The following is a 24696-nucleotide window of genomic DNA, read 5'->3' on the forward strand; positions in this document are numbered from 1 at the left end:
GCGTCGTGCCTTGCCGCGGGGTCCACTAGGGTGTGGCGCGGCGCAGGGTGAGGTACGCGCCCGATCCCAGCAGCAGGACAAGGACCAGGACCACGGCACCCAGTGACAGCGGTGTCAGGCTGACCATCCATGCCCCCACTGCGGGCCACCAGTCCTTCAGTGTGATGAGTGCTCCGGCACCAATCAGAAGCACCGACAGCGACAGGCTCATGACCACGGCACCCGTGGCCGCCCAGCGCTTGTAGACAGTGGCGAACCAGAAGCCCAGCAGGAACAGGAACATCATCAGGACAAAGTAGAAGAACACCTGAACAAGCCAGGGCCGCTCGGCGATCCACGCCAGGGCGAACATCTGCCCGCCCAGTCCCCAGCCGTCAGTGGCTGTTTCCAGGTAGCCCAGGACCACGTAAAGGACTGCCACCCCGGCCGCCACCACGGCGAACAAGCCCACTGTGCCCAGGAAGAAGTTGCGCCTGCTGACACTTAGCCCCTGCGAGAACGGGAAGGTCAGTGACATGGCCTGCAGCCCCAGGGCGAAGAAGTACCACATGACGGCCTGTCCGGCACCGGAATACATGGGCCCTGTGCCGGTGTCCGGAATCATGGACCAGATGGCCAGCGTCAGGCCGAAGCTGGACACGAGGATCACGGCCGGAAGGCCAAGAAACGTCCATTTGTTGATGAGCTGCATCCTGGCAACTCCTAGTGCGCGGTTCATCGCGTTGCTCCCATCCGGGTTGATGTCTCGGCTGCCGCACCGGCGCCGTCCGCATCCCCCGAGAGGTCGGCGCCGGCGTCGAGCGTTTTTCTGATGACGAATTGCTGAAGCGAAACCGGCACCACTTCCAGGCCAAGCTCCTGTGCCTCCCGGCGTTCGCCCGGGCTCAGTGCACCCTCGAGGGTCAGCGAAACGAGTGAGCCGATCCCCTCGCGGTGCAGCACCGTGCGGCCCGCGGCGAAGCCCTCGACCCGGGCGCGGGTGCCGGCCAGGGTGAAGGCGGTGCCGCGGATGGCTTCCGCGTCCTCATCCAGGAGGATCTTTCCCTTGTCGATGATGATGACGTGCTCCAGCATGTTGGCCACCTCGTCAATGAGGTGCGAGGAGAGCACGATGGTTCGGGGGAATTCGGCGTAGTCGGCCAGCAGGCGGTCGTAGAACAGCTGGCGGGCCACGGCATCCAGGCCCAGGTACGGCTCATCAAAGAATGTCAGCTCGGCGCGGGAGGCCAGGCCGATGATGACGCCCACTGCCGAGAGCTGGCCACGGGAGAGTTTCTTGATCCGCCGCTTCATGGGCAGCTGGAAGTCCTCGGCCAGTTGCATGGCCATGTCCTGGTCCCAGTTCCTGAAGAACAGCGCCGCGGCCTTGAATGCGTGAATGGGCTTGAAGTCGTCGGGGTACTTTTGCGACTCCCTGATGAAGCAGATCCGGCTCAGCACCTTCTCGTTTTCCCAGGGGTGTTCGCCAAAGACCCGGACATCGCCCGAACTGGCAAAGCCCTGTGCGGTCAGGATTGACATGAGCGTTGTCTTGCCGGCGCCGTTGCGGCCCAGCAGCCCGTAGATCTTATCCGGCTCCAGGGTGAGGCTGACGCCGTCGAGCGCCCTGACGTCACGGTAGTGCCGGGTGAGCTTGTCCACCTGGACGATGGGTGTGATCATGATGCACCTTCCTTGAGCGTTGCGGCCATGGCTGCCATGTCCGGGTTTTGCAGGGCGTTTTCACCGGCCGCCGCGGTTTCGCGGGCCAGCATGGCTGCCAGCTGGCCGCCGTCGATCCCCAGCTTGCGGGCCTCGCGGGCCAGCGGCTGGACGAACTGTTCGTAAAAGTCCTCCCGGCGCCTGCCCACCAGGACGGCCCGGGCACCCGTGGCAACAAACATGCCAATGCCTCTTTTCTTGTACAGGATTCCGTCATCCACCAGCCGGTTGACGCCCTTGGCTGCCGTGGCCGGGTTGATCCGGTGGAACGCGGCGAATTCGTTGGTGGAGGGGACCTGGTCTTCCTCGGCCAGGACGCCGTCGACAATGTCGTTCTCGATCATTTCCGCGATCTGCAGGAAGATCGGCTTGCTGTCATCGATCATTGCCGCACCCCGTCAACCTGGGGCGGAACGCCCCGGCCAGCCACACTGGTTCATTACTCATGTAACTAACCATACAAGTAATGTGGCTGGTGTCAATGGTGCCGCCGGAAATATCGTCCTGTGGGTGGAGGGTACGTTCAGGCAAGTGCCGTAATCTGGGACGGTGATACTTACAGCTTTGAGTGACTCTGCCCTGCCCGCACTCGTGGGGCATGGAGCCGTTCCCGCCCTCGGAATCCTGCCCGACTGGCTGGACCCCATGAAGATTCTGGACAACCCCGCCCTGGGTTTCTGGGTCGTGATCATTGCCTGCGCCATCATCTTTGCCGAGACAGGACTCCTGGTGGGCTTCTTCCTGCCCGGTGACTCGCTGCTGTTCACCGCGGGCCTGCTGGTCAGCACCGGCAAGATGCCCATCAACATTTACGCCCTCATGGGCATGCTCATGGTTTGCGCCTTCGTGGGCAACCAGTTGGGCTACTACATTGGCTACAAGGCCGGGCCGGCCATCTTCAACAAGCCCGACTCCAAGCTGTTCAAGAAGCAGCACGTGGACTCGGCACACGCCTTCTTTGAAAAGCACGGCGGCAAGGCCCTGATCCTGGCCCGCTTTGTCCCGATTGTGCGCACCTTTGTCCCCGTCATTGTGGGCGTGGCCAAGATGGACATGCGCAAGTTCCTGCTCTTCAACGCCATCGGTGCCATCCTGTGGGCCGGCGGCGTGACCTACCTGGGCTACGTCCTGGGCAACAAGGTTCCCTGGGTGCGTGACAACCTGGACATCATCTTCATCGCCATCGTAGCCGTCTCTGTCATCCCGATCGGCATTGAGTTCCTCAAGGCCATGAGCCACCACCGCAAGAAGAAGGCCCAGCAGGCCGACCCCACCGCATAGTTCCTGGCACACAAAAGGCGGGCCGCAGCAATTGCTGCGGCCCGCCTTTTTGTTTCCGGTGGTCGAGCTTTTGTTTCCGGTGGTCGAGCTTGTCGAGACCTGGTCTCGACAAGCTCGACCACCGGAACTTCTAGGACAACGCCTTGATGATGTGCGGGAGCAGGGCGCGGAACGCCTGGCCGCGGTGGCTGATGGCATTCTTTTCCGCGGAGGTCAGCTCGGCGCAGGACTTCTCCAGGCCCAGCGGCTGCAGGATGGGGTCGTAGCCAAAGCCGCCCTCGCCACGCGGTTCGCGCAGCAGGGTGCCGCGCAGGGCGCCCTCCTCGAGTGCGTCAATGCTGCCGTCGGGGCTGGCCAGCACGGCGGCACAGACAAACTGGGCTCCGCGGTGTTCTTCACCGATGTCGCCCAGCTGCGCGAGCAGCAGGTTCAGGTTGGCGGCATCGTCCCCGTGTTTCCCGGCCCAGCGCGCCGAGAAGATGCCGGGGGCCCCGCCCAGGACGTCAACGGCCAGGCCGGAGTCGTCGGCAATGGCCAGGGCGCCGCTGAACTGCGCCACGGCGTGGGCCTTCAGGCGGGCGTTCTCGGCAAAGGTGACCCCTGTTTCGGCGACGTCGGGCGCCTGGATGGCGCCGGCGTCGACCACGTCGGTGTCCACGTCCAGGCCGGGAACCTGTCCGCGCAGCAGCTCACGCAGTTCCCGCAGCTTGCCCTGGTTGTGGGTGGCGAGGACCAGTTTGGGCGCCGCCATCAGCCGGCCAGGGTTTCGCGCTGGATGCGGGCCAGCTCGGTGGTGCCGATCAGGGCCAGGTCCAGGAGTTCGTTGAGCTCGTCACGGTCGAACGGCGCGCCTTCGGCGGTGCCCTGGACCTCGACGAACTTGCCGGAGCCGGTGACAACAACATTCATGTCTGTCTCGGCGCGGACGTCCTCAACGTAGGGCAGGTCCAGCATGGGGACGCCGTCGATGATGCCCACCGAGATGGCGGAAACCGTGTCAATGAGGGGCTGGGCGTTCTTGGCGATCAGCTTGTTTTCCTTGGCGTACGCAATGGCGTCGGCCAGGGCCACATAGGCGCCGGTGATCGCGGCGGTGCGGGTGCCGCCGTCGGCCTGGAGGACGTCGCAGTCCAGGACGATCGTGTTCTCGCCCAGGGCCTTGGTGTCAATGATGGAGCGCAGCGAACGGCCAATCAGGCGGGAGATCTCGTGCGTGCGGCCGCCGATCTTGCCCTTGACGGATTCGCGGGAGTTGCGGGTGTTGGTGGCGCGCGGCAGCATGGCGTATTCGGCAGTGACCCAGCCGGTGCCTTCGCCCTTGAGCCAGCGCGGCACGCCGGGGGTCAGGGATGCGGTGCACAGCACGCGGGTGTTGCCGAATTCGATCAGGGCCGAGCCTTCGGCCTGCTTGGACCAGCCGCGGGTGATGGTGATGTCGCGGAGCTGGTCGTTGGTGCGCCCGTCCGAGCGCAGGGATTCAGAAGTCATGGACTAAGCCTACTGGGCGAGGGACCTGGGCGGTCCCCAACAAAAATGATCCCGGTCCCACCAACTGAGCCCGGAATATCGGTGTCAGTAAGCGGGAACGGGGTCATTTCCGCAGCCGGGGCCTCTTAGCGGCCCTTTGTGGCCAGCTTGAAGTCGCGGCGGGCGCGGAAGAATGCGGCGCCGGCTCCCGTGAAGCACAGGGCCACGGCGGCCAGGCCCAGCAGGATCTGCAGGGTGGTGGCGATCCCGCCCGGCATGGCCAGGCCGATGAACTGGCCCAGCGACAGCACGGCCAGGACGGCGGCGACGATCCGGGCCCAGCCCATGCCCTTCTTGACGAAGATTGCCAGCACCACATAGGCAATGACGGAGACCACGGCGGTGCCGATCACGGTTGCCAGCGAAAAGGCCATGACGGTGTCCAGCATTTCGGGGGTGACGGGGGTGCCCCGCTTGGCGAGCTCCGCTTCAACCTGCGCGCGGACCGTGCTCGAGTTGGCGTTCATGACGCCGAACACGGCCGCGACAACGCTCATGAGGCCTGCCGCGAGCATGAGCCAGAAGACGATGTTCATGACGGGCGGCGCCACGGGGGCCTGGACCGGCTGGTAGTCGGGTGTTCCGGGGTTGTAGCGGGGCATGTCAGTCATGGTCGGCATCCTTTGCTCTTGGCGTTCGACGGCGTGGGCCGTCGCCTTGGTGCCTCGATCCTAGCCGGGTCGGGCGGCCAGGCGGATGCTCCTTTTGGAGGATCTTTTGCGTGCTGCGCAGCCTAGATCGTGTAGTGGACACCCGCAACGGCGGCGGCGACGTCGCCGGTGTAGGCGCCGCGGGCCTCCGCGACCACCTTGTTCGTGTCGGTCCAGACAGGGATGTGCGTGAGCAGCAGCCGCTTGACGTTGGCGCGCGTGGCAGCCTCGCCGGCGCGCTTGCCCGTGAGGTGGACATCCTTGATGTGGTCGTCGCGGCCCTCCTCGAAGGCTGCCTCGCACAGGAAGAAGTCGGCATTTTCCGCCGCGTCCTCCAGTCCCTGGCAGCTGTCGGTGTCGCCCGAATAGGCCAGCACGGCCGTGCGGTCAAGCCCGGTGCCGTCGTATTCGGTCACCTCGACGCGCAGCGCGTAGGCCTCCGGGACGGGGTGGTTGACGGCGTAGGGGGTGACCTTGAACGGGCCAACCTCAACGGTCTGTCGTTCCTGCCAGTTGATGAAGTCGAATTCCTCGCGCATGCCGGGGTCCAGGTCCAGCCCGTAGGCGGTGGCGAGGCGGTCGGCGGTTTCCGCCGGCCCCCACACGGAAATCCGGTCGCGGTGCCAGCCGTCAGGGCTCCAGCGCACGGCCACGTGCAGCCCGCACAGGTCCATGCAGTGGTCGGGGTGCAGGTGGCTGAGGAAGATCGCGTCGACGTCCTCAAGGTCCATGTACTTTTGTGCGGCGCCGAGGGCACCGCTGCCCAGGTCAATGAGCACCCGCCAGGGCCGCACGCCGTCGTGCGCCGTCAGCAGATAGCAGGACGCGGGCGACGCCGGCCCGGGAAAGGACCCGCTGCATCCGACAATCGTCAATTTCATGTTTGCTCCCCCGAAGCTGGTCCCGGATAAGACAGTCTGCCCACCGAATTGGCCAAAACAAAATTGGAGACGCGTCCGGGGGCGGCGCCCGGATTGTTTTCGCGTGCGGCGGCCAGCATGTCCTCGGTGATCATGGCCAGCGACGCCGTGGGATAGTGCGCTGCCACGTGGCTGACCTGCTCCACGCCGCGGACCTCAGGGCCCAGGAAGCGCCGGGCCAGGACACCGAATCCGGCGGCGTCGCCCGTGGACAGGAACTGGTGTGTGGGAGGTTCGGTGGAAACACGTTCCAGGTCGTGGCTCACCAGGGCCTTGTAGACATCCTTGGCCGTTTCCTCGGCGCTGGAGACAAGTGTCACAGAGTCGCCCATGACGTAGGAAATCACGCCGGTGAGCAGCGGGTAGTGGGTGCAGCCGAGCACCAGGGTGTCCACGGCTGCGGCCTTCAGCGGGGCCAGGTATTCCTCGGCCGTGGTCAGCAGCTCGGGGCCGGCGGTGATGCCGGACTCCACGAAGCGCACAAAGTCGGGGCAGGCCACCGAGGTGATAGAAAGGTCGGGCGCGGCGGCAAAGGTGTCCTCATAGGCACGCGATCCCACAGTGGCCACTGTTCCGATGACGCCCACCTTGCCGGTGCGGGTGGCCGCCACGGCGCGGCGCACGGCCGGCTGGATGACCTCGATGACGGGGATGCCGTAGCGGGCCGTGTAGCGTTCGCGGGCGTCGCGCAGCACGGCGGCGGAGGCCGAGTTGCAGGCGATGACCAGCAGCTTCACGCCCGAGTCCACCAGCTCATCCATGACGCCCAGCGCATTGGCCCTGACCTCGGCGATGGGCAGCGGCCCGTAGGGGCCTTTGGCGGTGTCGCCCACATACAGGATCGACTCGTTGGGCAACTGGTCAATCACGGCACGGGCAACCGTCAGCCCGCCCACGCCGGAATCAAAGATCCCGATGGCCCGGTCGGAGACGGAAGCCTGCCGCGCGGCGGCGCTGCTGTCCGGGGTGGCTGCTGTGCTTGCTGGATGTGTGCTCATGTTCGCCTCAACAATAGTTGCTTGGGCCCCGCAACACCGTGCAGGCGCGGGTCCCCATGCTGGCTAGTCTTTCCGCGCCAGGCTGGACAGCATGGCCTGGACCAGGCTTTCCTGCAGCCAGGTGACAAAGTTGTACACCAGGCTCAGGTAGCTGTCCACGTCCTCGGCCTGGTCCCAGTCCTGCACCTCGTGGACCTTGTCGGCGTCTTCCTCGCTGCGGATGTCCAGCCTCTCGGCCAGGACCAGGCGGACATCGTTCAGCGCCATGGCCCAGTGCCGGGCAGCTTCCGCATCCAGGACCAGCTTGTCGCTTTCCAGGCCAAGGGAGGCCGCCCGCAGCGCACCGATCTTGCCTTCGCGCAATGAGCGCTCGGTGAGCTGGCGGAACTCAAGGGAGGCAGCGGCGTCGTCCTTCACGGCATCCGGCAACAGGCGCAGCAGGGCCGGGTCGCTGGGGACGCTGACATCCATGTCCAGGCCGATCAGGGCCGCGAGGGGGTCCTCGTGGGCCGGGCTGTCGGGTTCGAGCATGGAGATGATGTCGGAGAAAAGCTTGCGCAGGAGGTCTCGTTCGGCGGATTCCAGGTGTCCGGTGATGCCGCGGCGCCCGGCGGAGAAGGCCTTAGCCACGGGGGCCGCCCTTCTGAACCGTTGCCCACAGGCCGTAGCCGTGCATGGCGGCCGCGTGGGCCTCCATTTTTTCCTTGGACCCGTGTGCCACGGCGGAGCGGCCTTCGGTGTGGACCTGCATCATCAGCTTGGCCGCCTTCGCCTCCGAATAGCCAAAGTAGCTTTGGAAGACATAACTGACGTAGCTCATCAAATTGACCGGATCATTCCACACAATCAATTCCCAGGGGATGTCTGGGGAGATGAGTTCGCTGGTTGTAACTTCCCGGTCTGTTTCCGGGGCTGTGCTGACACTCATGTATCCATTCTAGTGTTGCCCCGATAAAGTAAATTCCGTGACTACGCCAACAAACTGGGGCCACCCCCGGACCTCACTGTTCACCGACCACTATGAGCTGACAATGCTCCAGGCCGCGTTGCACTCGGGTGCGGCCCACCGGCGCAGCGTCTTCGAGGCGTTCGCCAGGCGCCTGCCCGACGGCCGCCGCTACGGCGTGGTGGGCGGAACGGGCCGGCTGTTGGAGGGCCTGGAGCACTTCCGCTTCGGCCCCGAGGAACTGACGTTTCTGGCCAACAACAATGTGGTCAATGACGAAACCCTGTCCTGGCTGGCCGATTTCAAGTTCTCCGGCGACGTCTACGGTTATGCAGAGGGCGAACTTTATTTCCCGAATTCGCCCATCCTGACCATTGAATCCAGCTTTGCCGAGGCGTGCATCCTGGAAACCTATGTGCTCTCGATCCTGAACCACGATTCCGCGATTGCCTCCGCCGCCTCCCGCATGACAGGTGCCGCCGGCGCCCGCCCCTGCATTGAGATGGGCTCGCGCCGCACCCACGAGGAATCCGCCGTGGCCGCCTCGCGCGCCGCCATCATCGCCGGCTTCCACAGCACCTCCAACCTCGAGTCCGGGCTGCGCTACGGCGTCCTGACGCAGGGCACCGCCGCCCACTCCTTCACGCTGCTGCACGATTCCGAGGAGGACGCCTTCCGCGCCCAGCTCGGCTCCATGGGCGCGGGCACCACCCTGCTGGTTGACACGTACGACGTCGAGGCCGCCGTCCGCAAGGCCGTCGCCATTGCGGGCCCCGAGCTGGGCGGCGTCCGGCTGGATTCCGGGGACCTGCTGGCCCAGGCGCGCGACGTCCGGGCCCTGCTGGACTCGCTCGGCAACACGAACACGCGCATCACCGTCACAAGCGACCTCGACGAGTTCGCCATCGCCGCACTGGCCGCAGCCCCCGTGGACTCCTACGGCGTGGGCACCTCCCTGGTCACCGGCTCGGGTGCGCCCACGGCGTCGATGGTGTATAAATTGGTGTCCCGTGAAGGCGACGACGGCGAGTTTGTTTCCGTGGCCAAGGCAGCCAAGAACAAGGCCAGCGTGGGCGGACGCAAGTACGCGCTGCGCCGCCTCAACGGCTCGGGCATCGCCACGAGCGAGGTTGTGGGCATTGGCCACCACCCCGAAAGCGACGACAACGACCGGCCGCTGCTGGCGCATTTCATGCACGACGGCGTGCTCACGCCGGGCTGGACCGGCGCCGAGGGTGTCGTGCGGGCCACCGCCCGCCACGCCGCCTCCATGGCCGAGATGCCAGGTGCCGCCAGGCGCCTGCAGCGCGGGGAACCTGTCATCCCCACCGAATACGAACAAGCAGTACCAGCAGCAAGCTAAAAGGAGCACCCCCATGGCCAAGGCCCTCATCATTGTTGACGTGCAGAACGATTTCTGCGAAGGCGGTTCCCTGGCCGTTGCCGGCGGGGCCGACCTTGCCAGCGAGATCAGTGAACTGCTTGAAAACGCCCATGACCTGGACTTTGTGGTGGCCACCCAGGACTGGCACATCGACCCGGGCACCCACTTCTCCGACACCCCCGACTTCGTCAAGAGCTGGCCAGTGCACTGCGTGGCTGGTTCCAAGGGTGCCGCCCTGCACCGCAACCTGGACACGGAGGACATCGACGCCTACTTCCGCAAGGGCAAGTTTGACGCCGCCTACTCAGGCTTCGACGGACTGCTGGCCCCCGAGGATGAGGTTGCCGTGGGCGAACGCGAGGCCCACGAGGCCGCAGCAGAGGACGGCGAGACCCCGGCGTCGCTGGATGACTGGCTGCGCGAGAACGACGTCGAGGACGTCGTGATTGTGGGCATCGCCACCGAGCACTGCGTCCGGGCCACCGCTCTGGATGCCGTCAACGCCGGCTACAACACCACTGTGCTGCGCGACTACGTTGCCGGGATCGATGACGACGCCGCCGAGGAAGCCCTCGAGGAGCTCGAGGAAGCCGGCGTCGAGGTCAAGTAGCGGCGAACACCCGGTGGTCGAGCCTGTCGAGACCACAAACCGGTGGTCGGGCCTGGGCCCACTGCGGCGAGGGCCCCGCTGCGAGCTTGCGAGCGGTGGGAGCCGCTGGGGAGCGAGACCCGGTGATTCCTCCACAGGCCCGGCCAGCGTCACCACTTTTCACATAGTGTCTCCACGGTGTTCCGACCGCAGCCAACGGGCAGCAGACTGGCCGCATGGCACATGTTTACATACTGCGTTGCAGCGACGGTTCGTACTACGTGGGAAGCACCATCGACCTGGAACGCAGGCTCGTGCAGCACAATGCCGGTGAAGGTGCGGCCTATACACGCCACCGTCTCCCCGTCACGCTGGTGTGGGCCCAGCAATATGACCGGGTCGACACCGCATTTGCGCTGGAGAAGCAGATTCAAGGCTGGAGCCGGGCCAAGAGGGAAGCCCTCATTGAGGGGCGGCTTTCGGATCTGCCGGGCCTGTCCAGGTCTCGACAAGCTCGACCACCGGGGAGCCACTAGCCAGGTCTCGACAGGCTCGACCACCGGGGACAGGCTCGACCACCGGGGAACCACTAGCCAGGTCTCGACAGGCTCGACCACCGGGGAACCAAGCTCGACCACCGGGGAATCCTATTTGCGGCCGATGAACCAGTCCTGCAGCTTCTTCAGGCGCACCTGCAGCTGCGGCTCGTCGGCCTGGGCCACGGCGGGGCCGCCGCAGATACGGCGCAATTCGCTGTGCACCAGCCCGTGCGGCATGCCGGAGCGGGCGCTCCAGGCGGAAACGTTCTTGGCCAGTTCGGCGCGCAGGTCCATGAGCAGGCGGTGGTCCACCAGGGGGGCCGCCTCCGGCTCCGCTGCGGGGGCCTTCTTGCGCTTGCGGGTCTGCTGGTCGGCCTGGCGCTGGCGCAGCAGCACACCCATCTGGTCGGCGTCGAGCAGTCCGGGGATGCCCAGAAAGTCCATTTCATCGTCACTGCCGATGGCCCCGCCGGTGCCGAACTCGCCGCCGTCGAACAAGACCCGGTCAAAGGATGCCTGGGATTCCAGCGCCTCAAACTTGAACTTCTCCAGCGTGTCGGAGGCCTTCTCCTCGCGGTTGGCCTCCTCCATCTCGGCGTCTTCCTCCATGAAGCCGTCCGGATCCTTGTCCGGGCGGTCCAGGGCGTGGTCGCGTTCCAGCTCAAGCTGGTTGGCCAGTTCCATCAGGTTCGGCACCGACGGCAGGAAGATCGACGCCGTCTCCCCCCTCTTCCGGGCACGCACAAAGCGCCCCACGGCCTGGGCAAAGAACAGGGGCGTTGCGGTGGAGGTGGCGTAGACACCCACGGCCAGGCGCGGCACGTCAACGCCTTCGGACACCATGCGCACAGCCACCATCCAGCGCTTGTCGCCGGCCGAGAACGCGTCGATCTTGTCCGAGGCCTTGGCATCGTCGGAGAGAATCACGGTGGGCGAATCGCCGGTGATCTGCTTCAGCTGGGCCGCGTAGGCCCGGGCGTCCTCGTGGTCGGTGGCAATGACGAGCCCGCCGGCATCGGGCACGGCACGGCGCACCTCGGTCAGGCGTTTGTCGGCGGCGGCCAGCACGGCCGGGATCCACTCCCCCTCCGGGTTCAGGGCAGTGCGCCAGGCCTGCGAGGTGATGTCCTTCGTGGTGGCCTCACCGAGGTTTGCCGCCATCTCCTCACCAGCGCTGGTGCGCCAGCGCATCTGGCCTGAATACGCCATGAACATGACGGGGCGGACCACGTGGTCCTTGAGCGCCTCGCCGTAGCCGTACGTGTAGTCGGCCTTGGAACGGCGGATCCCGTCGCGGTCCTCGGCGTATTCAACGAACGGGATGGCCGCCGTGTCGGAGCGGAACGGGGTTCCGGTCAGGGCCAGGCGGCGTGCTGCGGGGTCAAAGGCCTCGCGGATGCCGTCGCCCCAGCTCAGGGCGTCGCCGCCGTGGTGGATCTCATCCATGATGACAAGGGTGCGGGCGGCCTCGGTCTTGGCGCGGTGGAGCATGGGCTTGCTCGCCACCTGCGCGTACGTCACGGCCACGCCGATGAAGCCCTTGCCGTGCCGGCCGTCGGCATTCTTGAAGTTGGGGTCAATCGCGATGCCCACGCGCGCCGCGGCATCCGCCCACTGGCGCTTGAGGTGGTCGGTGGGGGTGACGATTGTGACCCGGTTGATGGCGCCGCGGCTGATCAGCTGCGTGGCGATGTGCAGGGCGAACGTGGTCTTTCCTGCCCCGGGGGTTGCCACGGCCAGAAAGTCCCGCGGATTTTCCGTGAAGTACTTTTCCATGGCCTCTGCCTGCCAGGCACGCAACTTCTGTGCGGTTCCCCAGGCCGCCCGCTCGGGGTAGGCCGGAGGCAGCGACGGGCCACCAAACAAAGTCTCCGTCACGAAATATCCGCCATCCTTGTCACTTCTTCAACGCTTCCGCAGCCAATTCCGGGCACGGCCAATCACGGGCCAATGGCCGTTTTACTTCACGTGTTGCGGGCCCAGGCTAGTTCTTGGGCTTCTTCGGGCCCTTGCCCTTGCCGCCGCCCTCGGGGCGCAGTCCGTCGTAGACCTCTTTGCACTCGGGGCAGACGGGGAACTTCTGGGGGTCGCGCCCGGGCGTCCACACCTTGCCGCACAGGGCCACGACGGGCTCTCCGGTCATGGCCGATTCCATGATCTTTTCCTTGCGCACATAGTGCGAGAAACGCTCGCTGTCGCCCGGTTCAACTTCCTGGCGCAGCTCTTGGCGCTCAATCACCGCAGTGGAGCCGCCGGTCTGGCCGCCGCCGTACGCAGGGTCGTTTTCAAAGGGGTCTGGAGGCAAACTCATGGAATCCATTCTAGCCGCTCGGCGTCCGCGACTCGCCGAAGGGCGCCGCGGCAGTTCGTGATCTGCGCCTTAAAAGCACGACGGCGGGCGGCGAGTCATGTGGGCAACTCGCCGCCCGCCGGGGTGTGTTGCGTTACAGGCCCTGCCACTCCGGCTTGTTGTCGTAGGCGTGGCGGTATGTTGCCGCACCGGCCAGCTTGGAGGCAGCTGCCTCGTCAACAATGATGGTGGCGCGGGGGTGGAACTGCAGGACCGAGGCCGGGCAAGAGGCCGAGACGGGGCCTTCCACAAAGTCGCGGACGGCGTCGGCCTTGCCGGCACCGAAAGCCACCAGGACCACATGGCGGGCATCCATGATGGTGCCCAGGCCCTGGGTCACCACGTGGTGGGGCACCTGGTCAAGGTGGTCGAAGAAGCGCGCGTTGTCCTGGCGCGTCTGCTCGGCCAAGGTCTTGATGCGGGTGCGCGAGGCCAGCGAGGAGCCGGGCTCGTTGAAGCCGATGTGGCCGTTGGTGCCCACGCCCAGGATCTGCAGGTCGATGCCGCCGGCGGCGGCAATGGCGGCCTCGTAGGCCTGGCAGGCGCCGGCGATGTCATTGCTGGAGCCGTCGGGTCCGTGCACATTGGCCGGGGCAACGTCCACGCGGTTGGTGAACTCGCGGCGGATGACCTCGCGGTAGGACTCGTAGTGGCCAACGGGCAGGCCAACGTACTCATCAAGGGCAAAGCCGCTGACTTCGCTAAAGTTCAGGCCGTCCTCGTCGTGGCGGCGGGCCAGCTCATCGTAGATGGGCAGCGGGGAGGAACCCGTGGCCAGGCCGATCACGGCGTTGGGCTTGGTGCGAACCAGGGACTCAATGGAGTCGGCGGCCAGGGCGCCAATTTCCTTGCTGCTCGGGAGGATGATGACCTCCATGAAACACTCTTCCTTTCACGGCCACCATTTGCAGGTGGGCCACATGCTTCGGGGCAGACGGGAACGCAAGTGCAGCAACGCCCCGTCGCCAGCCACCTTGCTCGGCGGCAGGACGGGGCGCTGTTGCCATGCGTCTGCTGTGTAGCTTCAAGCTTATCGAGTGTCAGCGGTCAACAGAAACGGCCTGCAACAATTCAGGTGCACGCCTGTTGTATTCGGCCCCGCCCAGGCGGATTCCCGCCACAACGTAGACGGCACCCAGGACCAGCCCAACGGCCAGGGCGAGCCAGGAAAACACCGGGTTGTCGGCCATGGCCCCAAGCGCCAGGACAATGGCCACGGGGGCGGCCAGCACGGCTGCCCCGGCAAACCCGCCCAGCTGGACCAGCACTGAGCTGAAGTTGTTGCCCGGCTTTGACTTCATGGGGCTGTCGCCCGGCAGGGGGACGTTCATGGTGAACCGGGAGGAGAGCACGCTGGCCATGCCCAGCCCGGCCCCCGTGGCGCCGAGCACCAGCCCCACCGTGCCGGGCAGGCTGGCCCAGTCGCCGGAGATGATGGCGCCCGCCAGGGCGAAAAGAAGGCCCAGTGGCAGGGCCAGGATGCCGGCCGCCGCGGCGCGCCCGGCCCTGTCGGCACGTCCGTCCACGCCGGTGGCCAGGTGAAGGGCAAAGGCCGTGTTGTCGTAGGAGATGTCCGCGGAGATGCTCCAGGCCACCATGAAGGCGGCAAAGGCGCCGCCAAAACCAATGATGGGGCCCAGCGCATCCAGCCCGCTGGCCTGCGACGCGCCAAACACCATGACGAGTGGAATCAGCGGGGCAATAATGAGCCCGGCGCTGTAGCGGGGGTCGCGGATCCAGTAGGTGAGGCAGCGCGCGGCAACGGCGCCGGCGGGGGTCGGCGGGAAGGTGGCGAAGAAGCCCAGCTTGCCGGGGCTGCGCTTGGCACTGCCGGCATAGGCGGGCGTCACGAGGGCCTTGGCCAGGCACACCTTCCAGATCCAGGTCAATGCGGCCAGGGTGGCCAGGGCGATCAGGAACTTAAGCGCCGCCGGGCCAAAGGCGCCTGCGGCAATGTCGGCGGGCACGGCCCAAACCGCTCCCAGGGGGGTCCAGGACAATGTGCCTGCCAGCTGCGGCAGGTACTCGGAGAAGTCACTGATGCCTGAGGAGACGCCGGCGATGATGGGGCCCATGAGCACCAGCGGGACCAGCACCACCATGCCGCTGACGTCCTTGAAGCGGCGCGAGGAGGCCAGGCTGGTGCTGGCCGCCGTGATGGCACGTGAGGCAATCATGCACGTCAACGCACCGAGCGCGCCGCACAGCAGTGCCGCGGCGGCCGCACCCGGATGGCGCCACCAGGCTGCCGCCGTGCCCATCGAGGCAATGAGCGTCACGGCCCCGGGAACGCCGATGAAGCTGGACAGGGCAAGGCCCGCCAGCAGGCTCTTCATGGGAATGGAGTAGGTGGTGAACCGGGCGGGGTCCAGCGTCATGTCAAGGCCCGAGGCCAGCACGGGAACCACGAGCCAGCCCACCAGCAGCGCCGAGCCAGCCAGCACAATGGCGGTGCCGATGGCTTGCGGCTCCCCCACGCTTCCGGCGACGGCCAGCGCCACCAGGGCCGTGGCCAGCATGCCCAGGCCGTACACGCCGGCCAGGATCAGGCCCACGAGTTGCCAGGGGCTGCGCTTGATGGAGTTGCGCAGCAGGGTCAGTTTGAGCCTCAGGAGGTGCGCAACCATTGCAACCCCGCAGTCTGGTTCCGGCCGCCCACAAGTTCCACGAACTTGTCTTCCAGGCTCTGCCCGCCGCGGACCTCCTCCACGGTGCCGGCGGCCAGGACACGCCCGGCGGCAATGACGGCCACGTGGTCGCACATGCGCTGGACCAGGTCCATGACGTGGCTGGAGACAATGACAGTGCCGCCGGAGGCCACATAGTCGTGCAGGATGTCGCGGATGTTGGCCGCGGACACGGGGTCCACCGACTCGAATGGCTCATCCAGGACCAGCAGCCTGGGTGCGTGGATGAGCGCCGAGGCCAGGGCAATCTTCTTCGTCATGCCGGCCGAGTAGTCCACCACCAGGGTGCCGGCGTCCTTGGCCAAATCCAGCGCCTGAAGCAGGTCCTTGACGCGGGCCGCCACGGTGTCCTTGTCCATGCCGCGCAGCAGGCCGGCGTAGCTGACCAGCTGTTCGCCCGTGAGCCGGTCAAAGAGGCGGACACCGTCGGGCAGCAGGCCCATGAGGCGTTTGGCCGCAAGCGGCTGCGCCCAGACGTCCACGCCGTGGACAGTGACCGCCCCGGCGTCGGGGCGCAGCAGCCCCGTGGCCATGGAAAGGGAGGTGGTCTTGCCGGCGCCGTTGGGTCCCACAAGCCCGTAGAAGGAACCCGCCGGGACGTCCAGGTCGATCCCGTCCACTGCCACCTTGGCGCCGAAGCGCTTGGACAAGCCGCGGATGGACAGGGCCGGCGGGAGCCCGGCGCCGGGAGGCTGGATCGCTGTGTTGGTCATGCAGCCACCCTAACAATCCGCATGGCCCGTGTGACCCATCCCAAAGGATGAGTTTGCCGGCAGGCAAAAGGGCGGCCGCCACAATTGTGGCGGCCGCCCCTGGCGGTTGCTGCTGGTGCCAGCGCTGACTAGAACAGCGCTCGGGCCAGGGCCTGGCGGGATGCCGAGACGCGCGGATCCGAGACCCCGACCACGTCGTACAGCTCCAGCAGGCGCACCCGGACGGTGTCCCGTTCGGGGCCGAAGTGGGTGCCAATGTAGCCCACGAGCCGGGCCAGGGCGTCCTCCACATGCCCGCCGGTAACGTCCAGGTCGGCCACGGCCAGCACGGCCTCCAGGTCATCCGGATCCCCTGCGGCCCGGGCACGGAGCTCCTCGGCCTGCACCACGTTGATTTGGGCTGTGCGACCCATGAGGTGGACCTGGGCCAGGCCAATCTTGGCGTCGGTGTCGTTGGGCTTTTCCGCCAGCGCCTTCTCGTAGCTGGCTGCGGCCGCGTCGAGGTCACCGGCGTCGATCGCGTCGCGGGCGGCCTGGTGCAGGGGCGGCAGCGGCGGCTCCTGCGCCTCGGCGGCCGGGTCCTGGGCACCGCCGAGGTTGCCGGTGACGCCGTTGCTGGCGGCCACCTTGAGCAGTTCCGTGAGGAACTCCCGGATCTGCTCCTCGGGGATTTCGCCCTCGAACATGGGCACGGGCTGGCCGTTGATCAGGGCGATCGTGGTGGGCACGGCCGTGGCGCCGAATGCCTGGGCAATTTGCGGGCTGGAATCCACGTCCACGCGGCCCAGGGCAATCTTGCCGCCCTGCTCGTTCATGAGGCGTTCAAGCACGGCGGTCAGCTGCATCGAGAGGTTGGAGCGGGCCGAGCCCAGCGCAACCACAACGGGCACCTTCTGGGAGAGCTGGACAAATTCCTGGAAACTTTGCTCGTTCACGTCCACGGCGTACGGCGAACCGCCGGAGGGCGCCCCGGCCGGGGCCGTGGCGCGGTTCTTCAGGGCTGAAAGGTCGACGGCGCCGCGCAGGTTGATCCCGGGCGCTGGGTTGGGCGGCATGGGGGTGTTTTGACTCATGGATTCACTCTAACTGGGCAGGCCCGCAGGAAATGGCATCTCGCCGCGGGTGAAACTGGCTGTGGCAGGCAGGGACGCCCCGAGGGGCGCCCCTGCCTGCCACGTGACTACTTGAACGAACCGCCCACAAGGGCCCGGGTGGCCGAGAGGATCGTGATCTTTCCGTCGGCCGTCGGCGGGATGTACATGACCACGGGCTCGGCGTAGTTGAGCTTGAAGCCCTTGGTGGTTTCCCGTCCGCCGGTGAACACAGCCGCATCCTCGCCCACCGTCAAGGTGGCATCTGCCTTGCTGGTTGCATCGATGCCGAAGGTGTTATCGACTACCACCATGGCGCCGCCGTCGGCCGTGCGCAGCGACACCGCAGTGTCAAGGTTGCCTGTGTGGCTGAACACGTAGCTGGCATCCTTGGCGCCTTCGGAGACCTTCTTTTGCAGGTCGAAGACGCTCGTGATGTACACGCTGTCGTTGAAGGATGCCTTGAACTTGCTGTCCTCCTTGGTCAGCCTGTCACTCAGCGCGGCGATGGCGGCCTTGGGGCTCATGAGCAGCCCCGTGGCGGAATCCAGCGGCACCGCGGCGGTGCCCTCCTTGTCCACGCCGGGGAATGTCTGTCCGGGCAGCAGCGGGGTGGCGTTGCTGAGCTTGTAGTTTTCCCGTGCACTTGCCTGCACCAGCGTCAGCAACTGCGGCAGGGTGTTCTTCTCACCCTGGGTGACAAACATGGCTGTGCGGGGCCAGCCCTCGGTGGTGGAGACCACGCGGGCCAGCAGCGGCGTGCCGCTGACCGGCTCGGGCGCGGCCTGGGCGGAAACCGTGGCACGGATCTTGTAGTTGGCAGTGCGCATCGCCAGGGCCATCCCCGCAACGCGAGGTTCCAGCACCTTGGCGTTCTTGGCGTTGTCGCCTGAAGCCACCGCAGTGGCAACGGCGGCGGCAATCCGCTCCACCTGGCTGTCCAGCAAGTTGGGGAACCCGGGTGCGGCGTTGGCTTCGGCCGTTGCACTGGCGGAAGGTGCGGGCGCGCTCGGCGAGGCGGTGTCATCGGCTGCCATGGCGGGGCCCACGCTGCCGGCCATCAGGACGGCGGCAAACGCTGCACCCCAGCGGAGCCGGCCCATGGTGTTCTTGCCGCCTTCCTTGGGGTTGTTGCCGGAGGGCTTGGCGTCCTTGGTGCTGGACTCCTTGGCGGCTCCGCCGCCGGATCCGGCGTCCGGTCCGTCGTCCTTGCCCTTGGAGTCGTCCTTGCCGGCGTCCTTGGACTTGCCGGCGTCGTCCTTGCCGGCGTCGGCGGTTTCAGTCACGTCGGCCTCAGCCGTCGCGGCGGAGGCCGCTGCCGGCCCGGTGCCCCGCAGGGAGCTGGGCAGCGCCGAGGCGGCGTCGGTGGGGATGGCGGCCGTGGCCGGGCCGGCGGCCGCCCCGGAACCGGGCTTGCCGGCGTCGTCCTTGGCGGCCCTGCCGGCTTCGGCGATCGTGGCCGGAGCAGGCGCCGCAGCGGCGCCCCTGCGGGCGGCAACAATCTTTTCAACCTCGAGGGCGCCCGTCGCGGGGTCGGCGGGCACGCGGCCGGCGGCACGGCGGCCAACGGCAGCCTCGGCGCCCTTGGGGGGTCGCGGTGCCAACAGGAACAGCAGTGCGGCCAGGGCCAGCAGCGCCGATCCAATCACCATGAGCGGCACGGCCCAGGGGGTGCCGGCCTCGTTGTCCACTGTCATGGAAATGTTCGTGGGGGCCGGGGCCTTGCCGTCGGAGGACAGCAGCAGGGCCCAGTCACCGTGACCGGGTGCCTGCCACGTGTACGTCATTTCCCCTGTGGCTTTCTCTTCGCTGACCCACATGTCCGAGCCCGCGGGGTTCGGCACACTTTCGGTGCCCTTCACGCTCTCTGTGGTGAGGGTCGTGAAGTCCGCGTCGGGGGCACCAAACTTCGTGTATGAGGCGTCGCCGACCCAGCCGGCGATGTCGCGCTCACGCGCCACGGCAAGCTGGATGGGGCCGTCGCTCTTGATGGTCAAGGTGAATTTGCCGTCACGGGTCTTGAGCAGCTCGGGGCTCACCACTGTCAGCGGCGCGGGGGCCACATCGGCGGGAACGGAGGTTGTGAGCATGGCTGGCGGCAGCCAGATGGTGCGCTGGCCAATGCCCAGGCCCAACACGATCAGGCCCAGAACGGCCAGGACGATAGCAATTTTTAAACGCAAGTACTTACCTAACATCGGCGGATTACTGCTGCGGTCGTTACTTCAAGGGTAACCGAACCGTTATCTTTAGGGCATGTTCCATTGACTTTTCTCACGTTTTCCGTTTCCTGGATGGCGGGGCCGCGCGCCCGGCGCTGATACTGTCGAGTCACCATTGAGAGTGGCGACACACCCTGTGCGCCGCACCTGAACCGAAGGCATGCACCGTGAGCCCGTCCCCTGAAACCTTCCCCGCCAGCCCCGCATCCGGGGAGCCAGCCGAGCAGGCAGGGGTCGATGATGTGGCCTCCCCCGGCGAATCAGCGGATGACGCCGCATCTGCCCAGGCTGCCGGGCACACGCCGGGCGGCGAAGAGGCAGGGTCCGAACGGCCCAGCCCCGCCTCGGCACCCCGGGGTGTGCGGGCCTGGGCGTTGAACTTGCTGCACCAGCCGCTTCCGGGTGCACAGCCGCGCGTTCGCTTTGACCTGCCCAGCGATCCGGATGGGCCCAGTGCCGAGGCCGCCGCCGGCACAGCCGAGAACGTCTCCACCGGCGGGCTGTTCCGCCACCCCATCTACTTTGGCTTCATGGGCACCGTGGGCGTGGGCATTGCGCTGTTCCTGAGCTACATGCTGGCCAACACCGAATCCCTGCTGCTGTGGATTGTCACGGCACTGTTCATTGCGCTGGGCCTGGACCCCGTGGTCCGCTGGCTGGAAAAGCGCCGTGTGCCGCGCCCGCTGGGCATTGTGCTGGTCCTTGCGGCCCTGCTCGGCCTGGTGGCCATCTTCTTCGCCACGCTGATCCCCACCATCATCGAGCAGACCACCCAGATTGTTAACAAGGCGCCCATCTGGATCCGGGACTTCCTGAACTCCGATTTCTTCAAGCAGCTTGATGTGCAGTACCACGTGCTGGACACCATCAACGACCAGGTGGCCAAGTTCTTCCAGGACGCCCAGGCTGTGGGCGGCATCTTCGGCGGCGTGGTGGGCGTGGGCACCACGATTGCCAACGGCCTGTTCGGCACGCTGATCGTGCTGGTGCTGAGCCTGTACTTCCTGGCGTCGCTGCCTGCCATGAAGAAGTGGAGCTACCGCCTGGCGCCCCGTTCACGCCGTGCCCGCGTTGAGGAACTGAGCGAGGAGATCACCCGCGGGGTGGGCAACTACGTGATCGGGCAGGTCTGCGTGGCGTTCCTGAACGCGACATTCGCGTTCATTGTCATGTCCATCCTGGGCATCCCCTTCAGCGTGCTGCTGGCCTTCGTGGTGGCCCTGCTGGCCTTCATTCCCCTGGTCGGCGGCATGATCGCCGCCATTGTGGTCATTGCGGTCAGCCTCACGGCAGGCTGGCAGACGGCTGTCATCTACGCGATCTGCTACATGGCCTACCTGCAGTTTGAGGCCTACTTTGTCTCGCCGCGCATCATGCAGAAAGCCGTTGCCGTGCCGGGCGCCGTGGCCGTGATTTCAGTGATTGCCGGTGGCAGCCTGCTGGGCGTGCTGGGCGCGCTGATCGCCATCCCCACGGCGGCCGCCGTCATGCTCCTGGTCAAGGAAGTCTTCATCGCCCGGCAGGACAAGCACTGACCGGCTGCCGCCGCGCCGTCGCCTAGGGAAGTGCGGCCACCGGGCCGGCCCACTCCCCGGGCAGCTGCACCGGGGTGCCCAGCACGCTCGAGGCAATTTCATCCAGGGCCCGGGCCGCATACTTCTCCCCCACCCACAGGTGCTTGGCCCCGGCAACGGGGACCATCCTGGCCTGCGGCACCAGGGCGAACCGCCCGGCGGCGGCTGCGGGCTGCAGGTAGTCGTCGTGTTCGGGCACCAGCACTGTCATCGGCTTGCCGTAGGCGGCCCATGCTGCAAGGTCGGCGTCAACGGCCCGGTGCAGCGGCGGTGACAGCAGCACTGCCCCCTCAACCTGTTCCGAGACCGGGGCCGCGGCGCCGTACTTGAGCACCAGCTCGGTGCCGAACGACCAGCCCACGAGCCAGCGGTTGGGCAGGCCGCGGTCCACGGCAAACTGCACGGCGGCCTCAACGTCCAGGCGCTCGCCAATCCCCTCTTCAAAGGTGCCGCCGCTGGTTCCGCGCGGCGAACTTGTGCCGCGGGTGTTGAAGCGCAGCACGGCAATGCCGGCCAGCGCCGGCAGCCGGTAGGAAGCCTTCTTGTAGACGTGCGAATCCATGAATCCGCCGTGGGTGGGCAGCGGGTGCAGGGTCACCAGCGTGGCCCGGACCGGGCCGTGGGCGGGCAGGGCCAGCTCTCCCACCAGGGTCAGGCCGTCGGCCGTGGTGATCTCAATGTTTTCCCGCCGGGCGGGCAGGATGGTGGCGGCACGGACGGCAACGGGGGCGCCTGAATCAACAAAGTCCAGGGCGGCGGGATCAAAAACCATGCCTTCCAGACTACCGGGCCCGCGCGGAGGCTCTGCGCCGCGCGGTGGCCCGGCAACTACCGGTAGCGGTAGCTGCGGCCCCGCCAGCAGTTGCTGTGCCAGTGGCGGCGGTCGCGAAGGCCTGCGTCTGCGCCGAAAAGGGCGTCTTCCTGCCACACCACAAGGTGCGCCACTCCTGGCAGCACGGGCCGGTGGCAGCCGGGGCACGTGTAGGTTTTTTGGGCGTTGCCGGCCGTGATGCTCCGCACAGCCCAGACCCCGTCGGGGGCGGACTCGGTGGTGGGGACGCCCATGCGCACCCGGTTGAGATCGGGCTCGCCGTCCCCAGCTGCACCCCTGGCCTTGGCGGGGCGGCGGCGTGGGTGGTTCGAGCGGGGCATGCCTTCCATTGTGCCGCACCCGGGACCGGCGGCGCGAAGCGGCTAGAGTGGAGGGCGTGCGTTTAGTGATTGCCAAGTGCTCCGTCGACTACGTCGGACGCCTCAAAGCCCATCTTCCCCTCGCCGTCCGGCTCCTGCTGGTCAAGGCCGACGGCTCCGTCCTGGTCCATTCCGACGGCGGTTCCTACAAGCCGCTGAACTGGATGAGCCCGCCGGCCACCCTGCGCACCGTGGGCCCCGACGAGGCCGAACTGGAGGAAGGCGTCATCTCCCAGTGGATCGTGCGCTCCACCAAGGCCGACGAGCAGCTCATCATCAACATCTACGAGGAGCTGCAGGAGTCCAGCCATGACCTGGGCGTGGATCCCGGCCTGATCAAGGACGGCGTTGAGGCCGACCTGCAGCGGCTCCTGGCGGAACAGATCGACCTTCTCGGAGCCGGCTTCACACTCATCCGGCGCGAGTACTTCACCGCGATCGGCCCCGTGGACATCCTGGCCCGTGATTCCAACGGCGCCACCGTGGCCATCGAGCTCAAGCGCCGGGGCGACATTGACGGCGTCGAACAGCTCACCCGCTACCTGGAACTGCTCAACCGCGACCCGCTGCTGGCCCCCGTGCGCGGCATCTTTGCAGCCCAGCAGATCAAGCCGCAGGCCAAGACGCTCGCCACCGACCGCGGCATCGAGTGCAAGACCCTTGACTATGACGCCATGCGCGGCGTGGACGACAGCGCGTCCCGCCTGTTCTAGCGCGGCTGGATAGACTTGGGGCATGACTGAACCCACCTCCGCGCCCGTGTCCGAAAAATTCCTGATCCAAGGTGCCGTCGCCACCGACCACGGCATTGTTGAGGGCGGACTGCTCGCCATTGACGGCGACCGGATTGTGTATGCGGGGCGTGCAGACCACTTCGACGAGCCCGGATTCGGCGCGGCCGAGCTGGACGCGGCCAACATCATTTCCCTGCCGTCCGGCCACATGCTGCTGCCGGGCCTTGTGGACGTGCACAACCACGGCGGCAACGGCGGGGACTTCCCCAGCGGCGATGAAGCCTCCGCGCGCAAGGCCGTGGACTTCCTGCACCGCGCCGGCACCACCACGCTGCTGGCCAGCATGGTCACCGCCTCACCCGAGGACCTCATCAAGGGCATCCGTGTGTACGCGGGCATGACCGAAGAGGGCCTGGTGGCCGGCATCCACCTTGAGGGCCCCTTCCTGTCCCACGCCCGCTGCGGCGCGCAGAACCCGGCCTTCCTGCTCGACCCCGACCTGGAGCTCATGTCGGCGCTGATCGAGGCGGGCCAGGGCACCATCGCCACCATGACGTACGCCCCCGAGCTGCCGGGCGCCGATGCCCTCGTTGACCTGCTCACGAGCCACGGCATCACCCCCTCCCTGGGACACACGGATTGCGACACCGCCACCGCCGCAGAGTCGCTGGAACAAGCCCGCGAGGGCCTTGACTCCACCGGGTTCGACGGCGTCTCCGGCCGCCCCACCGTCACCCACCTCTTCAACGGCATGCCGCCCATGCACCACCGCTCCCCCGGCCCCGTGGCGGCCTGCCTGCGCATCGCCAAGGCCGGGAATGCCGCCGTCGAGCTCGTGGCCGATGACACCCACCTGGACCCGGAAACCGTCAAGACCGTGTTTGAGCTGGTGGGCTCCGCCAACATCCTGCTGGTCACCGACTCCATGGCGGCCGCGGGCCTGGCCGACGGCCAGTACATGCTGGGGCCCTCGCCCGTGACCGTGTCCAACGGCGTGGCAACGCTGGATGCCACGGGCTCAATCGCCGGCGGCACCGCCACCCTGCTCGACGTCGTCCGGCGCGCCACAGCGGCCGGCGTGCCGTTCAAGGACGCACTGGCCTCGGCCACTGCCGTTCCGGCGGGCGTGCTGGGCATCACCGACGAGGTGGGCCACCTGCGCCGCGGACTGCGCGCCGATGTGCTCATCGTCGATGCCGGGCTGGACCTGCAGCGCGTCATGCGCGCCGGCAAGTGGCTGTCCTAAGTTAACAATTGCGACTCTTTGCCCCTGCCCGTTGACCTTGCATGTGACTCATGCCATGCTTTCATTGCCCGTGTGGCGGCGTCCTGCCAATGGTGGGGCAATACACATGGCAGTACAGCACGGACTTTCATCACAAGGAGAAATGTACATGGCACAGGGAACCGTCAAGTGGTTCAACGCTGAAAAGGGCTTCGGCTTCATCACCCCGGACAACTCCGAGGGCGATGTTTTTGTCCACTACTCGGAAATCCAGGGCCCCGGCTTCAAGACCTTGGATGAGAACGCCCGGGTTGAGTTTGAAATCGGACAGGGTTCCAAGGGTCCGCAGGCCACGGGCGTGAGCGCGCTCTAGG

The 24696-nt window shown here is 66.8% G+C and carries 27 protein-coding genes; 8 read left to right on the forward strand and 19 right to left on the reverse strand.

The features are described 5' to 3' along the window. Positions 1–25: 25 nt before the first annotated feature. The 3 genes from PCK14_RS03160 to PCK14_RS03170 are packed head-to-tail and all read right to left on the reverse strand — an operon-like array spanning position 26 to position 2087. Positions 26–718 carry a hypothetical protein gene (locus tag PCK14_RS03160; RefSeq protein ID WP_269937013.1) on the reverse strand — a complete coding sequence of 231 codons (693 nt, stop codon included), beginning with the start codon at positions 716–718 and terminating at the stop codon, positions 26–28. Next, positions 715–1662, reverse strand: coding sequence for an ABC transporter ATP-binding protein (locus PCK14_RS03165; RefSeq protein ID WP_269937014.1), 948 nt, complete (start codon positions 1660–1662; stop codon positions 715–717). Before PCK14_RS03165 ends, PCK14_RS03160 begins: the two co-directional genes overlap by 4 nt. Next, on the reverse strand, positions 1659–2087 hold the full coding sequence (locus PCK14_RS03170) for a GntR family transcriptional regulator (protein WP_269937015.1): 429 nt from the start codon (positions 2085–2087) through the stop codon (positions 1659–1661). The genes PCK14_RS03165 and PCK14_RS03170 overlap by 4 nt, the downstream gene beginning before the upstream one ends. Before the next feature lie 178 nt (positions 2088–2265). Between PCK14_RS03170 and PCK14_RS03175 the strand changes: the two genes are divergently transcribed. Continuing rightward, positions 2266–2982, forward strand: coding sequence for a DedA family protein (locus tag PCK14_RS03175; RefSeq protein ID WP_269937016.1), 717 nt, complete (start codon positions 2266–2268; stop codon positions 2980–2982). Positions 2983–3112: 130 nt separating this feature from the next. On the opposite strand, the gene rdgB is transcribed toward PCK14_RS03175, so the two are convergent. The 7 genes from rdgB to clpS all read right to left on the reverse strand — a co-directional run bounded on the left by rdgB (position 3113) and on the right by clpS (position 8005). Beyond that, complete coding sequence (gene rdgB / locus PCK14_RS03180; protein WP_269937017.1) at positions 3113–3733, reverse strand: RdgB/HAM1 family non-canonical purine NTP pyrophosphatase; 621 nt, start codon at positions 3731–3733, stop codon at positions 3113–3115. Beyond that, positions 3733–4470, reverse strand: a complete 738-nt coding sequence (gene rph, locus PCK14_RS03185) for a ribonuclease PH (protein WP_269937018.1) — start codon at positions 4468–4470, stop codon at positions 3733–3735. Before rph ends, rdgB begins: the two co-directional genes overlap by 1 nt. Before the next feature lie 125 nt (positions 4471–4595). Continuing rightward, positions 4596–5120, reverse strand: a complete 525-nt coding sequence (locus PCK14_RS03190) for a hypothetical protein (protein ID WP_269937019.1) — start codon at positions 5118–5120, stop codon at positions 4596–4598. Between the two features lie 122 nt (positions 5121–5242). Continuing rightward, on the reverse strand, positions 5243–6040 hold the full coding sequence (locus tag PCK14_RS03195) for an MBL fold metallo-hydrolase (protein ID WP_269937020.1): 798 nt from the start codon (positions 6038–6040) through the stop codon (positions 5243–5245). Further along, positions 6037–7077: a glutamate racemase gene (murI, locus tag PCK14_RS03200; protein ID WP_269937021.1), complete on the reverse strand. Its 1041-nt coding sequence runs from the start codon at positions 7075–7077 to the stop codon at positions 6037–6039. Before murI ends, PCK14_RS03195 begins: the two co-directional genes overlap by 4 nt. Before the next feature lie 63 nt (positions 7078–7140). After that, positions 7141–7707 (reverse strand): DUF2017 domain-containing protein, encoded by a 567-nt coding sequence (locus tag PCK14_RS03205; protein WP_269937022.1) that lies wholly within the window; start codon positions 7705–7707, stop codon positions 7141–7143. Beyond that, positions 7700–8005 carry an ATP-dependent Clp protease adapter ClpS gene (clpS, locus tag PCK14_RS03210; protein WP_269937023.1) on the reverse strand — a complete coding sequence of 102 codons (306 nt, stop codon included), beginning with the start codon at positions 8003–8005 and terminating at the stop codon, positions 7700–7702. The genes PCK14_RS03205 and clpS overlap by 8 nt, the downstream gene beginning before the upstream one ends. 76 nt (positions 8006–8081) lie before the next feature. Between clpS and PCK14_RS03215 the strand changes: the two genes are divergently transcribed. From PCK14_RS03215 to PCK14_RS03225, 3 genes are all read left to right on the forward strand, one after another. Next, a complete protein-coding gene (locus tag PCK14_RS03215; protein ID WP_442864655.1) occupies positions 8082–9386 on the forward strand; it encodes a nicotinate phosphoribosyltransferase in 1305 nt (434 codons plus the stop codon). 13 nt (positions 9387–9399) lie between these two features. Continuing rightward, entirely contained in the window at positions 9400–10017 is a 618-nt protein-coding gene (locus PCK14_RS03220) for an isochorismatase family protein (RefSeq protein ID WP_269937025.1), read from the forward strand. Positions 10018–10232: 215 nt separating this feature from the next. Beyond that, positions 10233–10532: a GIY-YIG nuclease family protein gene (locus PCK14_RS03225; protein WP_269937026.1), complete on the forward strand. Its 300-nt coding sequence runs from the start codon at positions 10233–10235 to the stop codon at positions 10530–10532. A gap of 111 nt (positions 10533–10643) precedes the next feature. On the opposite strand, the gene PCK14_RS03230 is transcribed toward PCK14_RS03225, so the two are convergent. The 7 genes from PCK14_RS03230 to PCK14_RS03260 form a co-directional block, all read right to left on the reverse strand. Beyond that, complete coding sequence (locus tag PCK14_RS03230) at positions 10644–12413, reverse strand: DEAD/DEAH box helicase (protein WP_269937027.1); 1770 nt, start codon at positions 12411–12413, stop codon at positions 10644–10646. 106 nt (positions 12414–12519) lie between these two features. Next, the gene (locus PCK14_RS03235) at positions 12520–12846 is read right to left on the reverse strand and encodes a DUF3039 domain-containing protein (protein ID WP_269937028.1); all 327 of its coding nucleotides are present in this window, start codon (positions 12844–12846) and stop codon (positions 12520–12522) included. 133 nt (positions 12847–12979) lie between these two features. Beyond that, a complete protein-coding gene (gene nagB, locus PCK14_RS03240; RefSeq protein ID WP_269937029.1) occupies positions 12980–13762 on the reverse strand; it encodes a glucosamine-6-phosphate deaminase in 783 nt (260 codons plus the stop codon). Between the two features lie 163 nt (positions 13763–13925). Continuing rightward, positions 13926–15512, reverse strand: coding sequence for a transporter (locus PCK14_RS03245; protein ID WP_269937030.1), 1587 nt, complete (start codon positions 15510–15512; stop codon positions 13926–13928). After that, positions 15494–16285 carry an ABC transporter ATP-binding protein gene (locus PCK14_RS03250; RefSeq protein WP_269937031.1) on the reverse strand — a complete coding sequence of 264 codons (792 nt, stop codon included), beginning with the start codon at positions 16283–16285 and terminating at the stop codon, positions 15494–15496. Before PCK14_RS03250 ends, PCK14_RS03245 begins: the two co-directional genes overlap by 19 nt. Before the next feature lie 128 nt (positions 16286–16413). Continuing rightward, positions 16414–17358: a tetratricopeptide repeat protein gene (locus tag PCK14_RS03255; protein ID WP_269937032.1), complete on the reverse strand. Its 945-nt coding sequence runs from the start codon at positions 17356–17358 to the stop codon at positions 16414–16416. A gap of 107 nt (positions 17359–17465) precedes the next feature. Further along, complete coding sequence (locus tag PCK14_RS03260) at positions 17466–19559, reverse strand: hypothetical protein (RefSeq protein ID WP_269937033.1); 2094 nt, start codon at positions 19557–19559, stop codon at positions 17466–17468. A gap of 281 nt (positions 19560–19840) precedes the next feature. On the opposite strand from PCK14_RS03260, the gene PCK14_RS03265 reads away from it, so the two are divergent. Further along, positions 19841–21133: an AI-2E family transporter gene (locus PCK14_RS03265; RefSeq protein ID WP_442864656.1), complete on the forward strand. Its 1293-nt coding sequence runs from the start codon at positions 19841–19843 to the stop codon at positions 21131–21133. A gap of 22 nt (positions 21134–21155) precedes the next feature. Here PCK14_RS03265 and PCK14_RS03270 read toward each other — a convergent pair whose 3' ends face one another. Both PCK14_RS03270 and PCK14_RS03275 read right to left on the reverse strand, forming a co-directional pair. Beyond that, a complete protein-coding gene (locus PCK14_RS03270; protein ID WP_269937034.1) occupies positions 21156–21944 on the reverse strand; it encodes an alpha/beta hydrolase in 789 nt (262 codons plus the stop codon). Positions 21945–22000: 56 nt separating this feature from the next. Then, entirely contained in the window at positions 22001–22324 is a 324-nt protein-coding gene (locus tag PCK14_RS03275; RefSeq protein ID WP_269937035.1) for an ATP/GTP-binding protein, read from the reverse strand. Between the two features lie 56 nt (positions 22325–22380). Here PCK14_RS03275 and nucS point away from each other — a divergent pair, with 56 nt between their 5' ends. The 3 genes from nucS to PCK14_RS03290 all read left to right on the forward strand — a co-directional run bounded on the left by nucS (position 22381) and on the right by PCK14_RS03290 (position 24695). Further along, a complete protein-coding gene (gene nucS / locus PCK14_RS03280) occupies positions 22381–23076 on the forward strand; it encodes an endonuclease NucS (RefSeq protein WP_269937036.1) in 696 nt (231 codons plus the stop codon). 22 nt (positions 23077–23098) lie between these two features. Next, positions 23099–24343, forward strand: coding sequence for an N-acetylglucosamine-6-phosphate deacetylase (locus PCK14_RS03285; RefSeq protein WP_269937037.1), 1245 nt, complete (start codon positions 23099–23101; stop codon positions 24341–24343). Positions 24344–24491: 148 nt separating this feature from the next. Beyond that, positions 24492–24695, forward strand: a complete 204-nt coding sequence (locus PCK14_RS03290; protein WP_269937038.1) for a cold-shock protein — start codon at positions 24492–24494, stop codon at positions 24693–24695. The last annotated feature ends 1 nt before the right edge of the window (position 24696 follow it).

This window comes from Arthrobacter sp. HY1533 (assembly GCF_027568515.1).
In the GTDB taxonomy this organism is placed as follows: domain Bacteria; phylum Actinomycetota; class Actinomycetes; order Actinomycetales; family Micrococcaceae; genus Specibacter.

What these genes read in the sequence shown, in the direction of transcription:
- PCK14_RS03160 (WP_269937013.1), bottom strand. Translation starts at nt 718, where the DNA reads ATGAACCGCGCACTAGGAGTTGCCAGGATGCAGCTCATCAACAAATGG.
- PCK14_RS03165 (WP_269937014.1), bottom strand. Translation starts at nt 1,662, where the DNA reads ATGATCACACCCATCGTCCAGGTGGACAAGCTCACCCGGCACTACCGT.
- PCK14_RS03170 (WP_269937015.1), bottom strand. Translation starts at nt 2,087, where the DNA reads ATGATCGATGACAGCAAGCCGATCTTCCTGCAGATCGCGGAAATGATC.
- rdgB (WP_269937017.1), bottom strand. Translation starts at nt 3,733, where the DNA reads ATGGCGGCGCCCAAACTGGTCCTCGCCACCCACAACCAGGGCAAGCTG.
- rph (WP_269937018.1), bottom strand. Translation starts at nt 4,470, where the DNA reads ATGACTTCTGAATCCCTGCGCTCGGACGGGCGCACCAACGACCAGCTC.
- PCK14_RS03190 (WP_269937019.1), bottom strand. Translation starts at nt 5,120, where the DNA reads ATGACTGACATGCCCCGCTACAACCCCGGAACACCCGACTACCAGCCG.
- PCK14_RS03195 (WP_269937020.1), bottom strand. Translation starts at nt 6,040, where the DNA reads ATGAAATTGACGATTGTCGGATGCAGCGGGTCCTTTCCCGGGCCGGCG.
- murI (WP_269937021.1), bottom strand. Translation starts at nt 7,077, where the DNA reads ATGAGCACACATCCAGCAAGCACAGCAGCCACCCCGGACAGCAGCGCC.
- clpS (WP_269937023.1), bottom strand. Translation starts at nt 8,005, where the DNA reads ATGAGTGTCAGCACAGCCCCGGAAACAGACCGGGAAGTTACAACCAGC.
- PCK14_RS03220 (WP_269937025.1), top strand. Translation starts at nt 9,400, where the DNA reads ATGGCCAAGGCCCTCATCATTGTTGACGTGCAGAACGATTTCTGCGAA.
- PCK14_RS03225 (WP_269937026.1), top strand. Translation starts at nt 10,233, where the DNA reads ATGGCACATGTTTACATACTGCGTTGCAGCGACGGTTCGTACTACGTG.
- PCK14_RS03235 (WP_269937028.1), bottom strand. Translation starts at nt 12,846, where the DNA reads ATGAGTTTGCCTCCAGACCCCTTTGAAAACGACCCTGCGTACGGCGGC.
- nagB (WP_269937029.1), bottom strand. Translation starts at nt 13,762, where the DNA reads ATGGAGGTCATCATCCTCCCGAGCAGCAAGGAAATTGGCGCCCTGGCC.
- PCK14_RS03245 (WP_269937030.1), bottom strand. Translation starts at nt 15,512, where the DNA reads ATGGTTGCGCACCTCCTGAGGCTCAAACTGACCCTGCTGCGCAACTCC.
- PCK14_RS03250 (WP_269937031.1), bottom strand. Translation starts at nt 16,285, where the DNA reads ATGACCAACACAGCGATCCAGCCTCCCGGCGCCGGGCTCCCGCCGGCC.
- PCK14_RS03255 (WP_269937032.1), bottom strand. Translation starts at nt 17,358, where the DNA reads ATGAGTCAAAACACCCCCATGCCGCCCAACCCAGCGCCCGGGATCAAC.
- PCK14_RS03270 (WP_269937034.1), bottom strand. Translation starts at nt 21,944, where the DNA reads ATGGTTTTTGATCCCGCCGCCCTGGACTTTGTTGATTCAGGCGCCCCC.
- PCK14_RS03275 (WP_269937035.1), bottom strand. Translation starts at nt 22,324, where the DNA reads ATGCCCCGCTCGAACCACCCACGCCGCCGCCCCGCCAAGGCCAGGGGT.
- PCK14_RS03285 (WP_269937037.1), top strand. Translation starts at nt 23,099, where the DNA reads ATGACTGAACCCACCTCCGCGCCCGTGTCCGAAAAATTCCTGATCCAA.
- PCK14_RS03290 (WP_269937038.1), top strand. Translation starts at nt 24,492, where the DNA reads ATGGCACAGGGAACCGTCAAGTGGTTCAACGCTGAAAAGGGCTTCGGC.